The following is a 14928-nucleotide window of genomic DNA, read 5'->3' on the forward strand; positions in this document are numbered from 1 at the left end:
CTCGCATTTGGTCGAGCGACATCGCTGCTGGAATCCGCTACGGAGAGGGCTTTGACCCGAGGCCAGCGCTCTTGTGCCGGCACGTCTTCGCCGGCTCTCACAAAATCAGCCGCACGGCGTTCGCCGCGGTTTCCGTCTCCAATTTTCCGTCGACAAAGAGTTCCTGTCAGAAACCGCGGCTAACGCCGTGCGGCTGATGTCGATACGTGCCGCGCAGCACCGTCTTCACTTTCAATCGTTGGAAAATCAAAATGGGTCAGCTAGCAGGAACCCGCTCTAGTAAGAGGTTTTTCCCGATGCTTATCCACGAAGTCCCAAGCTAGCAGTGAATAGGTGCTAGCTTGACAAGAAGAGGCTCACGGCTTCGAGCAAAACCTGTCCTGAAATACTCCCTGGACCGCGGAATCCGTTACTATTTGGCGACAAAGTCAGGAGCGGAGCGCGGGTTACACCCCTTCAAAAGCGATGGTGCGCGGATTGTTGGGTTTCGTTGCGCTGCACGGGGTAGTCGTCCATAAAAAAAGGCCTCCCCGGGAAGGGAGGCCTTGGGCGATGTGAGTCGCAGGCGATTATTCTTCGTCCTGAGAAATCAGAGCGATCAAATCATCCATGTCGTCCGATTCATCCGTATCGATTCGCCAGGCGTCATCCACATCATTGGCGACCGAGAGCAAAACGGCGTCCAGCGAATCGTCAAGCAAGACTTCGTCCGTAAACGATTCGTCGACATCGTTATACGATGTTGTCGTCGAAGTCGACTGACTGAGCGTTGTGACATTCGACTTCGACTGCTGAATGCTGAGGCCGAAGAGGTCAATCGTCGGTTGGCTCGTCGGGTTCGACGAGATGGCCGCCGACGAGGCGGTCAACGGAGTCGACGTCATTGTGTAGGACGGTGCGTCAGTGGTGACGATCTGCACCGAGCTGGTCGACGAGTCGATCAGCGGCGTATTCTCGACGGCCGGATTGACAATCTCCGAGGACGAAGAGAGCAACGCGTCTTCGACAAACTCGGGGTTAAGCTGCACTTGGTTCCGCCCGAAGTATTCCAGAACAGCCTGATAGTCAAGTTCCGAGACACGGCCATCATTATCCACATCGAGATAGTTCGGGACGACGCCTTGTACTCCGCCGATGCCGATGAACGGCATCGTCGGGTTGAAGGGGTCATATTCTGGTTTGAACTTTTCGGTAACAGGATCCGTGTAATCACGGCGTTGTATTTCACGCAAGATCGCAGCCAGATCGTGTGACGAAACGATGCTGTCGCCGACGGTCACCGCCTCTGGCAGAGTCGAGTTGTGCCAGGGATTAAACGGTGCGGCTTCGATGGTGACTTCGTAGTCTTCCACCTCACCATCTTCGGCAAGCCCGGTGGCGGCGAGCCCGCCGGTGCTGCTATAGCGGAAACGCATGTAAGTTTGGCCAGAGACCGCATTGGGCATGTCGCTGTCGATGATGAACTTTTGACCCAATCCCAGGTTGGCGCCGTTGGTCGCGTTCACATTCAACGCTCGATTCAAGACCATTTCCTCATCATCGAAGACGCCGTCGCCGTTATAGTCCAACCAGGCTTGGATAAAGCCGTAGTTGGTTTCGTTCAACGGCACCGTCGCTTCAACATAGATGACGCTCGAGCCTCCGCTTCTGATTACGCCGGTCCCAGCCAAACTTGTTTCTTCGAAGACGATGCCGTCATCGAAATTATCGTCCTCAGCGCCGTCGCTCGGCTTGCCGTTGAGTTCCGAATCAATGCTTTCGCCCAGGAAGAAGTCTTCGCGGATTCCATGACGAGCACCGTTGTTCTCAATCAGAGTTCCATAGCTTTCGGGAGCGTCGCCGAAATCGAGTAATCCGCCCACACGTATAAAGAAGCTCGTTTCGTTACCGGTGAATTTGTTCGGTTCGATTGAGTTTCCGGCGTTGTCACTGATCAGATCGGGATGATCTACGCCAAGCGCCATACCGGTGTCCGGATCGATGGTGTATCGATTTTTGAGCAATATCTTGTAAGTGACCCCTTCTTCAAAGATGCCGGAAACCGGAGTGATCCGAATGACGTTGTTGGTCGCGTCATAGTCAAAGCGATAATCGACTCCTTCAGCGAGCGTCGTCTCCGAGTTGCCGCTGATCCGTTGCACGATGATCGAGTCGCCCGTGACGGTCGTGTCATCAATGCCCGAGCCTTGCGGTTGACTGGAAAGACCGCTGCTATCGATCAATTGAATCGAAATGTTGGTCAACGGGCCGTTGAGCAGCTGAACCACATCTTGCGTCTGGTCCAGGTCCAGATTGGCGGCGTCGTTGTCTTGAGGATCAATCAGCTTGCCGCCGGGGCCGCGCGTGTCGGCCCGGTCCAGGGCGCCGATGTCTTTAAAGCCGCTGACACCCGAGCCGCCGCTTGAAACGACCGTTGGGTCGTCGTATCGCAGCTGTCCCGATTGATCGCGTGCAGGCGCGATGACCGGCGAAGTAGCGATTCCAAGGGGACTGTTCAAAGAGTTGAATTCCGCTCGATCCGGGACAGAGTCGATCGCCGCATCAATCGCTTGCGAACCCGAAGAGAGATAGAAGTTTCCGTTCGCCGCATCCACAAACAGCGGGGCGGCGGCGGCAAGCAGAATCGGCGATTGTCCGGTGTCGCCGGAAGCGCTGTCGGCGCCGTTTCCTTGGAATAGCGTACGCGAAATACGGGTCTGAACGGGGGAGACTCCATCGGCGGCTACATCAATGCCGGTAGCGAAGTTGGCGATGATATTGTTAACGATCGACGGACCAGCTTGATTGTTGACTTGGATGCCGACATCGCCGGCGCCCACGCCATACAACGTATTGTTAATGATTCGGCCGACTGACACGGAGCCTGGCGTCTGTGACGTTGGAGCCGCATCTCCACTGAAGAGAATGGCGCCGGTGCCGTTGTCGTAAATGATGTTGTTGACGATCGTCACGCCGGTCGTGAGGCGGTTGGTGTTGATTTCGCGGGTAACGCGAACCGCTCCTTGGTGCGGCAGATTATCGCCGCCGTCGGCGGCCAAACCGCGAGGAGCTGCGTCCACCAAGACGCCCCATTCGGACGAATTAGAAACGCGATTCGAGCTGATGATAATCTGCCCTTGATCGCGGAAATTGTTTTGATCGCCATCGTCGGCGTAGGTGACAAACTGGAACGGATTCGGCGAATCGTTATCGACGCTGACCGTCAATGCATACTCGATCTTCTCCAGCGGCATATTGGCCAGATCGTCAGCAGGAACTGCCGGATCGTAGTTGTCGTTGTCCTCATGACTGATTGCGATGAAATAGCGACCCGCCATCAAAGGATCGCTGACGGTATAGGACAGCGTTGGATCGACGCCGGCAACCGCGCTGACGACTTCCGTTCCGTCGATATAGAAGAGACGAATCAGCGAGCCGACAGGGGATCCGAGCGACAATGACTCTACATCGACTTGTAGGGTGCTTCCCAGCCCAAGATCGACATTGTACATGTCGACATCGCCGTTCACCGGCGGATCCGTGCCGTCCACCACCACTGGGTTATCGCCGATTTGACCGCGGGCATGGAATTCCATGTAGCCGTTAAACCGGATGCTGTCGAGCTTCGTATTGGTCGCGCCGAGGAAGGTGTCATTGCCGTTTTCGCTGAACCGAAGCGCCCCGAGATTGGTCGTTCCCAGCAGGCCGACAATAACTTCGTCTGAGTAGGGACTCTTCGGCGAGAGATCGATTCGACCCGAGGTCGCGTCGACCGCCAGCGTCGAATTCACGCGGGCGATCACGCCAAAGGTGCGCGTCGATTCGGTCAGTCGGCGTGCAACTTGGCCGACGGTGTCGTTGATTGCCGTACTCAACGCACGGGCGATGTCGCCTTGCGTCATCGTCGAGCGATAGCCAATGGTATAGACGCCTAGCTTTGTGTCGGTGCCTCGATCTTGCAAGTATGTCGGGATCGTCTCCTCCTGGTCGAGATCCCAGAAACGGAAGACGATCGTATCCACGCCATCGCTAACTTCCAGAAGCGTGTTGTTCTGGATGTCTTTACCGGCAGGAGCGATGATCGAATGCCCGTCCAGCAAACGGTCGTTCGTATCCCAAGTGTATACCGCGATACGTTCGCTGCTATACGACCCGCCTGCGAAGACGTACTCGGTTCCTTCTCGCAGTTCGAGTTGGTACTCCCCGACAAAGACGTCGATCAGCAAGGCGTTGGGATTCGTTTCAAATCCAGTGCCGTTGATCGAGGCGCCCGTCACCATTTCGCCGCGTTCCGCAAAGCCGATGATCAAGTCATCGATAAAGATGCCTTGGCGAGCGTTGTCGACGCCGCGTTCGTTCGATTGATTAAAGGCCTTGCGAGTGTCGAAGACGTTCGGCAAACCATTGTCGGTATTGACCGTGGTCGGGAAGTCCTGCATCACGCCAAACGTGTCGCTTTGCAGGTTTGCGTCGAAACCGAGATGGGAGATAGCGCCGTTGTCTCCATCCACGTATCGCGTGAGCTGGTAGCCGCCTAGGAGGTAGAGGAATTCCTCATGTTGCGGAATCAAGGTGTAGATGATGTCTTCATTCATATCCACGGTATCGGCGGCGATGGCCTGTTGCATTCGCACCTGCATGATTTGTGCGAGTTGGATGTCGCTGATCCGTTGTTCGCCATCGGCGTTGGGAGCAACTGTGACAAACAGGTCGTCGTGAATGTCAATCGTATGAAGATCGTACATGCCGGGCGTGAAAATTGGCAAGCCGGTAATCGGGTCAATGGTCGGATTGTCCAAGTCCAACAAAGAGCTGGTTGTGGCGCGGCCTTCTTCCGTTCCGGCAATTTGCAGACCCGTAATGCTGCCGCCGCCGTCCGTGACAACGGTCAGGCCGTTGGGTTCGGTCGACCGGCCAATATCGTCGATATCACGAATCGTGAGTTCGTTGCCGTCACGGAATGTCCGGACGATCGATCCGATAGCCGCGTCGTCATTGATCGCATTGCGGACTGCTTCGGCGATCGAGTTGGGCGTATCGCTGAGCGAAATGGAGATCATGTTGTCCGCGGTCGTGTTTCCATCACCCGTGTCGAACTCAAAAGTCCGAGTCATTCCGTTGGCCGTGATCGCAAAGGTGTCTCCATCCACGAACTGAGCGTAGGACCCTACGGTCAGGGTCTGGCCTTTGTTGATTTCAAAGTAGAAGACTTCCCCTGTGTACGGGTCTGTCACCGAGAAGACTTCACCATCTTCATGCTTGTTGGAATCAAGGGCGCGGACGTCGGTCGTGTTGGCGGCGAAGTTTGCTCCCGTTTGTTCATCTACGGCGACGCCGCCGATATTGATTTGGCCGCCGGTGGCGAAATCAAATCGCAACTTCAGATTGTCTTGCCCGGCGAATTGCGAAAGATCAACACGAGCCTGGCGCCAAGAGTTCGTGTTGTCATACGTCGGTTGCACCGCGTTCGTGGCGCCGTTCGTGGCCTCCGGCGTGGAGACGGCCCGGTCTTCTAACGTCTCTTTATCTTGGGCGTCAAACTCGTCATTGTTGCCGCCGCCAGTGTTATAGTTGTTGTTGGTAGTAACCTGTACCCAGTTGCCGTCGTCTCCGGCCACGAAGACGCGGAAGGTGTCTCGCGCCAGGTCTCCGTTGACGTTGTCGGTTTCCGAGTAGTAGTTGAAATACAAGACCGGCATATCGGCCGCATCGTATCCCTTCAGGCTAAAGTCTTCGGTGATCAGCGTGCCGTGGGCGCCTTGGGGAAAATCATAGTTGTCCGATGTCGCGTTACCGTAGGCTGCGTTTTCCGCAAATGTCTTATCTTCGTTGCCAAAGTAGAAGCTGACTCCTCCACCTTCTGCGTCACGCCAGCCGGTCACGGGGACCTCGATGCCGTGCCCTGCGTCACCGCTGCGGGTATTGGTCAGATTCCAAAGGTTGCGACTTAATGTCCCCATCGCAATACCGTTGATCGAGCCGCCGATATTGGGATTGTCGTCTAAGACGTTGAGCGCCGTCGCAATACTCGTGCGACCACCGACAAAGATGGGCGCTAAGTCCGCTTCATCGTAAGTACCGAGTTCTTGAATCGCGATCGCATACATCACGCCGGCAGAGGACATGCCAAACAAGATATTGCCGTACTCGCTGGCCGCTTCTTGCATAGAGGCGGGAGCTGCTTCAAGGCTGACAAACTCAACGGGGTTTCCGTTCACATCGTTGATAATGCCGAGGAAATCGCTTTGGGTCGGGTTGGTAAGGTTGACACGGAAAACGCCGCCGTTGTCGTCAACGGCATACAAGTCCGTATTCTGGATAGCCAAGCCGGTTACGGTTCCGCCGCTTGCTTCACCGCCGATCTGGAAGAGACCTGCCGCCGCTTCGACGGTTGCGTTCGTACCGTTGTAGGTGAAATGCACGCGCCCAGGAGCTGCACTATCGGCGACAAACGTCGCCTCCGTGTTGACTGCCGCTGCAATCGCGTCGGCTACGGCTTTCGCGTCGGAATCGGCGCCGATATTGACCATCACATTTCCGGCGCCGGTGGTCACATTGGCTTGGGCGGTCGCAAGCGTGCCGATACCGGTGAAGTCAGCGGTGGTCGCATTGACTGTCACGCGCGTCCCAAATTGACTGGCTGTTCCGGCCGCTTGGCCGTTGATCGCCGCGGCGACGGCCGTCGCGATCTCCTCCTCATTGGCGCCGGGATCAACGCTGACCACCACATTTGTACCGATTGCGCCGTCGCCGCCGGAGATGGTGACGCCGCCAAAAATAGGCGCCGTATCGGCCAAGCCAGGCAATAGCGCGATGCTCGAATCATTGGAGACGACGATCGTGTCATTGAGTCGGTAGGCAGGTCCGGCTGTTGCTGCGTTGTCAGTAATGGCTTTCAAGACGGACTGCAGCAAGATCTCACGTGTCGTAACGCCAGCCGTATATTGAACCGCGACGACGGTATCGCTGGGGGCGGCCCCGAGAGTGGCGCTGTTGATCCCATCTGTCGTACTGCCATCCGCCGTGTCTTCGAGATACAGGAAGAGACTCGTGCCGGTGGTGTCGTCGACGATTTGAATCGCCGAACCCTCGTCATTCGTAGCCAAGAGGCCGCCGACGGAACCGAAGTCAATGTATTGATCGAGATCGAGTTCGTACGTCACGCCATCCACGACAAAGGTAGACCCGTCCGTCGGGAAAGTACCGCCGCTGCGTCTCGTGAGCGTAGTGCCTTGGAAGGTTGTCGTGGTCGTCTGACGATTGAGCGGCGTGAACGACAGGTCATAGCCCAAGTTCAGTTCGACCGTGATGCGATCACCAAGAGTCGCCGCATTGCCGTCGCCGTCGATGACAAAAGTATCGCCGTCTTCGTAGTTGCTGAGAACTGCGCCATTCGCGTCAAACGTCGAAACAGGATTGACGATAATGATGGACGATCCAGGGGTGACGAAGTCAAAGTCCGTGCGGATTTGTCCCACCGCCTCCACGTCCGTGCCTGAGTCGCGTATCGCTCGATCCTCATTCGTGTCGTTATTGGCGCCCTTGTTGGGATCACCGTCCGCATCAACCGCGACGCCCAGCGGCGTAGAGTTGCCATCGGTGTCAGACGCATCGACGCGGAACAAGATATTGGTGCCGTCTGTGGAGGCGCTACCCGGACCGCCTGCTCCACCAGCATAATTTCCTACGGCGTAGCCACGGATGCTTTGTGCACTGGGATTGGCGGAAAGGTAACCATAGGCCAACGCGTTGTAGTCGTAGCCAAAGCCGTTTCCTTTGTTGTCAACTACCGGGTTGCCGTTTTTGTCGAGTACATAGGTTTGCACCCCATCGTCACGAACGATTGTGGACGCCCCGGTTCCGGTATCGATCTGCAGGAAATTGCCGTTGGCGTTGGCCGCAGGAGCATTAGGACCAGTATTGTCTTGGCTATAAGCGAAGAGACTGCCATCGGGACGCATGCCGATATCGCCCACCGCTTGATTAAATTCGCCAACATACGCTTCGACGGCGCCGGTGAACGGATTGACCGCCCAGACTTGGGTCCGTTCGACGCCGACAGCTACCGAGACAAACATCACCATATCGCTCAGGTGATAATCTTTCGCCTGTTCGGGATCCCTTAAGAAGGCCGCGATATCGGGAGCATCGGCCGTGCTGAACGTGCTAGTGCCGATATGTTCTTCGACGATTCGTTGGATTGAATCGACCGGCTCTAAACGAACCAGCGAGTTGGTCGGATTTTCTTCGTAAAACTGAGAGAGTTGATTAGAAATCTGCGCCGTCGATGATACGGCGACATAGTAAGTTCCTTGCGGGATATTGATCGTGCCGATGTACGGATCGTTGGTGCTGAGCGATCCGCGCTCTAGGTCGGCCAGCGACGTGTAATCAGGATCATACGTCGTGTTCGCGACAAACTGCGTTTGCGTTTGATCGTCGTTGACGCCCGAATCGGAGCTGACGAGCACCAATTGGCCGCTCGCGTCGTAGACGGCGATTTGAGCGTTGCCGCGAGCGCCCCCCATATAGTCGAGGTCGATCATCAAGCTGGCGAACACCTCGTCGGCCGAAAACCCTTCAATCGACTGAAGAAAGTCACGGGTCAATTCGAACTCGAACCAATCGACGTCAGTGTCCGAGGCGATCTCGGCCGCGATGCTGATCGCATCGCGGTCCGTGGTCAGCACATTGCCGACATTGTGAGCGCTGTTCTGCGAATTATTGGTGTCGACGCCATCTTCGGCCGATTCGCCAAGTAGCGGCGAGTGTGCCGGTTGTCCCAGCACTTCGATGCCGTTGGTCGCATAGCGGACGTCCGCTTGCTTGATGGTCGAGCCGCCGAATTCGTCGACTTCCCGCAGACGGATTTGCAATTGATAAACGCCGGAAGTGAGCCCGCCGGTCAGTTGCTCTTGATTGACGAGATAGCTGCCGCTCGAGTTGGTCGTCGTGCCGATGTCGTCGCCGTTGCTGCGAATACGGACATGGTAGGTGCGAACCGAAGAGGTCGGATTGCCCGGCAAGACGATTCGCATGCTGGCGTCGCGCGGATTGATCGTCCAGCGATCCTGGTCGTACGTGCCCGATTTGGGCATCGTGTTCATCTGATTCGAGGCGTCGTTGTTGCCGAACAGCGTGTTGTTGTCGAGAGAACGTGCGATCACGTTGCCGTTGTCATCGATCAGTTCAATGATCGCGTCCAAGGCCATGGTCGTGCGATCCAGATCGAGCCAGACCTCGGTTCCGGGGGTCGCTTGGAATGCGTAGACGTCGACATCGCTGGGCGAGCTGAGATAGCCTTGGATCTCGAAGCCCAAGCGGCGGTTGTCGTCGCCGGCATATTCGTCAGGAGCCAAAATGCCGATCGCTTGGGCCGATTGCGGCGTGCCGTTGGTTCCGACCGAGACGGCGTTGTTGCTTTCCGCTTCGACAATCACTTCGACATTGCGGTCGTTGGCGAATTGGTCGATGAGCAAACTGCGCCAGTCGCCCGGCGCCGGCGCAGTCGCATCGCCGGTATTGTCGGTGTCGACGGCGGAATTTCCATTTTCATCAAAGCCAGCGCCGACCGTGTCATCATAGAACGAGGTGAAGACGACCGGGAAACCGGGTTGGCCGATCACCTGCAGCATGCCGCCGATGCGATCTTCGATATCGAGCGGCCTGCCAGACGCGGTGATGCCGGCGTTCTCGGCGCCCATCAGCTTGACGACCAGGCTTTCTTGGGTCGAACTTTCGATCCGCAAACCGCCGTAGGTGTGCAAATCGGGAATGACGACTTCGCTGAACAGAACATGCACGATATCGGTGTCGTCCCACACGCTTTGCGTGGTCAGCACCCCGCCGCGAACCACCATGCCGTTCACGCCGTTGTTTGTCTGCAAGTTGAAGCGAATCAACGCGCCTTGGTTGTCGCCGACGCCGGGAGTGACGTCGACTAAGCCGGTCGAACGACCCCAGTCAACCACCAGGTTCGAGTTGAGCGAATTCACGTTGATATTGACCGACGCGTCTTCGTTGTTACGGAAATTGTTGTTGACAATGACCGGTTGCGCCCCGGCGACAAAGATCGTACCGCCGGCGTTGGCGCTATGACCAGCTCGCGTCGGGCCGGGATCATTGGTCCCCCTGCCGTCAGCGTTTTCTTCAAGCAGACTATGGGCAACACGAACGGTGGCTTGATGCACTTCGATGGCGTTGAAGAAGGCGAGACCGCCGTCCACACGTGAATTTCCACCGCCGTACGCCAGGATGACGCTATCCAGGCTGCCGGTTGAGGTTTGCCCGAAGTAGATGCCGCTCCAATCGCCTGCCGCGGCCGTCGTTGCAAATCCGTTGCCGTTGGTGTCAAAGGTCCCGCCAAAGCCGTACCGGTCATCATGCAGCGAGGTGAAAATGATTTCGTTGCCGCTCGAAGCCTCTGCGATCAGCGAAGCGCCCATCTGAACTTCGATTCGCGATCCGTTCGACTTCATCACAATGTTGGGATCGATCACCAGGCCGGCGTCGAGACGCGCGGTCAGCGTTCCGAAAGGATCGACCAGCAGACCGCCGGGTGTTCCTTCGATCAGCAGATTTTCGAGCAAGACGTGGACGATGTCGGTATCGTCAAAATTGGCCGTAACCGTGAGCTTTTCGGTCAGGTTGCCTGCCGGAGTATTGATGCGAACCAAGATGCCGTTCAGCGAGTTGGTGTCGTATCCCTCGCGAAGCGTTGTGATGACGGCTCCAGTGTCGTCGGTCGTCACCAGAGCTTTGGTGACGAAGTCGTTGCCGAAGATCGCCGGACCCGAACGGGTGTAGTCAGGCGTCGCCTGGTTGAATTGACCAATGCGATAGCTGTCGCTGAGATTGAAGTCGGACTTAGGGGAGTAAACCTGGAAGTTCGTCTTCTCGAAGCTGTTCGGATCGGCCGAGAATGCAGCGCCAGCGCTGCCGACGATATTGTTGAAGTACAACGCCGGTCGCGTCTCTTCCATATAGACCGGAGCAAGCGTAAAGTCTTCGCCGTTGATCGATGCGATGCCGCCGCCATAACGGAAGTCGCCGCCGACGATCGAGTTGAGGAAGATGCCGTTGTCTTGCCAGTTGCCGTGGTTTTCTTCTCGATCGACTTCGTTATTAAAGAAGACGCCGCCCCAGTCGCCGCCTTCAGGGTCGAACTGCGTGTTGCTCTTCGTGCCGACGTTTTCTTCGTTGTACGAAGTGAAGATCACGCGACGCCCGGCCCGATCGACGTCTTCGACGATCGCATCGGAGGAATTGACATAGGGGTCGAAACGTTCCGGAATGCCGAGAACTTGCAAAGCGGCGAAGCTGCGATCTTCGTTGACCGACGTACTGCCGACGACGACTGCGCCGCCAACGCCAAATTTGAGGATGGCGCCTTCGTCGATCATCACTGTTACGTCTTTGGGAATGATCAGCTGTTGACCATCTTCTAAGACCTGACCTGCCGTCGTGTCATAGCCGATGTAGTAGGCGAGATTATCTGCGAGCGTGGTTGGATCGTCGCTATTGCCGGCAAGACCGATGATGCGAATCACGTCCCCCATACCGCGTTGGTCGGCGAGCGTGAGCGCGGCTTGAATGTTGTTGAACGGTCGCTGCAGCGAACCGTCCAGGGCCGGGTTGTTTTGCCCGCCGCGGGTCGATGTTTTGTCGACGTAGATAACGAGCGGCTGATCGAGTTCGGAAGAAGGAGTCGTCGCTTCGAGCGGAGTTTCGGCCCGGAACCAGAAGTTGTAGTTCCCGCCGACGGCTCCATTCAAATCACCATCGATCGCCGCTCCTTCCGAAGCGCCGCCGGTGATGCGCATCGTGTCATTGGCGTCAATCAGCGAGGAGAAATCGACCGGATTGTTCGACGCCGCGTTCGCCAGATCGATCCGATTTCCGACGTTGGTCGCAATGATGGCGAAATTGGAAGTCCCGTTGATCGCCGTGACCAAAGCGTCGACGATGTCGCTGGCCAAGGCCGAATTGAGGACTTGGACGGCGACGTTGTTTGCTTGGACCGTCGCAGGCACGCCAGGCGTGTCAACAAAATCAAGCTCGTAAGTGACCGACGTGCCGTTGCCATCGATGAGCGTAATCGTATGCAGTCCGGATTGACTTCGTTGAGCGTCGGTTCCGAAGTCTTCAGCTGCGTTGCGCACCAGGATCGAAGTGCCCGATTCCAGGACGGCCCCGGTGTCGCGGATCGAATTGGTCGAGTCCGGGCGGAAGCGAATCTGCAGGTCATAATCGCCCTGCGTCTTGCCGCCGAATCCCGAGTCGGCGATCGACGGATCGTAGGCGTTGTTTCCGCTGGCGCTGACGCCGATATAGTAGGTGCCCTGTTGCAGCAACAGTTCGACGAACGGATCTTCACTGTAGTAGTCGTCGTTTCGGGCAATGACCGTGCGCGTGCCGTCTCCGTTCTCTTGGTAGATCGTAATCAGCGCGTCGAGACTGCTTGGATCGCGCGGATTCGACGGGTCCAAATTGCTCAGCCGCTCGGCCAGAATTTCCGCCGTTAATCGCCCCGTTTCAGTGATCTCCAATTTATAGAGATCGATATCTTTCGATTCGGGATTGTAGAGATGCTGCATGTGGACGATGTCATTATCGCCCGGGAAGATATTCTCGGCGCCTAAGCCAAAATTGTTCGCGCCGCCGCTCTGTGTCGTCAGCGGCGGAAGCTCATACGAATGTCCTAGTCCGAGGAAGTGACCGATTTCATGGATCGCCGTGCTTTGCCAATCGCCGCCATATTCGTCGTCACCTGCATCCTGGTGATCGAAAATGTCCATCACAACCAAGTCTCCCCCCGCGATACCGGCGACGCCGCCAGGTCCGGTGGGTACGTTGGCCTGAACAGCACGCAAGTCGCCGGTCACGACGCGCAAGTCGTACTCTTGGAAGAAGGGGCTGTCCGGTTCGTAATAAGGGACTTCAACGAAGGTCACGCCCGCATAATAGCTGTAAAGGGCCATGATTTCTCGAGTCCGCTGCTTTTGCGCCTCGGTAATCTGGTTGAAGAGAGGCGTCCCCTTCGCCGGATCAACGCCATATTGCTGCGGGAACGTATAGCGAATCTCCGTGATGCCGGAATGATCATCAGCGCTTCCCAACAAATGTTCTTGTTGTTCGGCGTAGTCCTCACGATGCCCCGGTTCATCGCTGGCGCCCGGCAGATCTAACGCGTATTCTTCCCCCGCTTCGTTGATGATCTGTCCATGAATGACAACCGTTTGCGAGCGGTCGACGATCAAACCTACGGTCGTATCGCTCACAAGCATGGTCGGACGACCATCAGGGCTGGAAAGCGCAAAACGCGTTCCGCTGATGCTGGAGGTCGGCTCGTCGACGTTGACCACCAGGCCTTCAGCGGCGAACGCTGTTGTGATTCGCATGGCGATGCGATCCGCCAACATGGCTCGGGTGCTCGCCGGGTCTATGATCAAATCATGAATGTCAATTGCGACATAAAAGGGGTTCGACGTCGTTCCGCCGTCGATCAACTGAAATGTGAGGGAATTGCCGACGCCGTTGTTCGCGTCGCTACCGTCGTTAATCGTAAATATTTGGCCTACAACGTCGTAGACCGTGGCTCCGGTGGAAGTAAGATGAGTCGCGTGTGCGGGACGAGTCACTTCAAATTCGTGATTACCGTCCAGCAAGCTTTCGTTATTCGGCCCGACCAGATCCTTCGCCGAGTCAAACGTGTCGCCGGGATCGTTGGGACCGATCGCATCGATCGTGTCGACGTCCGGCGTATCAGTCCACTCTTTCGAGGTGATCTCTTTGCTGCCGATTTGCAGTCGGAAGACGGTCGGCTTACTCGGATCGACGAAGCCGGTTAAATCGCCAGGTAAGGTATCGAGATCCTTGGCGAATTTCAAAATGATGAGGTCGCTGTCGGCGTCATAGTCGACGCTTGTCGGGAAGAACGCGACTTCCCCGTTTTGAATATCTGGATTGTCATCGTCGGTTCGCTGAAAGAGAAGTTGGTAGTATCCGGGGTCCAATACCGACGCCATATCGAGATCGTCATCATTCATGTAGATGTAGATCTGATCGCGAGCGATTTCCAGCGCACCAGTCGTCTCATTGCGCGTGACCGGTTGCGGCACGATCGACAGAATCTGGGCGCCCAGATTCAATTCAAACGTCGAAGAGAACGGCGTTGCGGCAGTCGGCATTCCGCCGGGGGTTGGCGCCCCGTCGGTGAGCGGCGTCCCCATTAAGGAACTGGTAATTTCGATTCGATACTGATCGTCGAGCAAAGCTTCGCCAAAGCGGATCACAACTTCATTCGAACTGTCGCCGATGCCGATGAATCCCCCGAAATCGGCGCCGTTTCCTAAAATGTCGACATCATCGGCATCTCCCAGGATGCTGTTGGCCCCCGCACGATAGATGCGAATCCCGTCAGCGAGCGTCGCTGGATCGACCGCGTGGTTCTCATCAAACCGCAAGGTTAGATTGTGCGGCGCACTATTGAGTACTTCCAGGTCATCCAGCAGATCGCCGTTATTGTTTTGAATGCCGATCAACTGAAAGACGTCGCCAGCCATCAATTGGCGCGATTCGAGTTGCTCATGATTCAAAGAACGCGGAGCCCCCTTACGCTTGCTGCGCAGATGGTTCTTGAGGGCAGCTTTGCGCTGGGCGGATGTACGTCGACGTGTGTAGCGAATGGTCATTGAGACGACCTCTATCCTCACTGGAAGGGTGCGGTAGCTTCTCCGGGGGGGAGAACCGCGTAGGACCTGGATTGCTTTTTGGGTTTTCGACCACCCCCCATATCACGTTGCAAAATTGCAACATCCAGGGGTTAAGCCGGATTATAGTTACGCCAAATCTGCGTTACGCACCAAATACGCTGATCTTTCGCAAATTGCGTAGACTGCCGTGTTTTACCGGGTTGGGTTATGTCTTCGAATCCGGTTTTAACGAATT

The 14928-nt window shown here is 56.5% G+C and carries 1 protein-coding gene; it reads right to left on the reverse strand.

What is annotated here, in order from left to right; all coding sequences use genetic code 11:
• Nucleotides 1-569: 569 nt before the first annotated feature.
• Nucleotides 570-14672, reverse strand: coding sequence for a GEVED domain-containing protein (locus M4951_RS10900; protein WP_262026513.1), 14103 nt, complete (start codon nt 14670-14672; stop codon nt 570-572).
• Nucleotides 14673-14928: the final 256 nt, after the last annotated feature.

This window comes from Blastopirellula sp. J2-11, assembly GCF_024584705.1.
In the GTDB taxonomy this organism is placed as follows: Bacteria; Planctomycetota; Planctomycetia; order Pirellulales; family Pirellulaceae; genus Blastopirellula.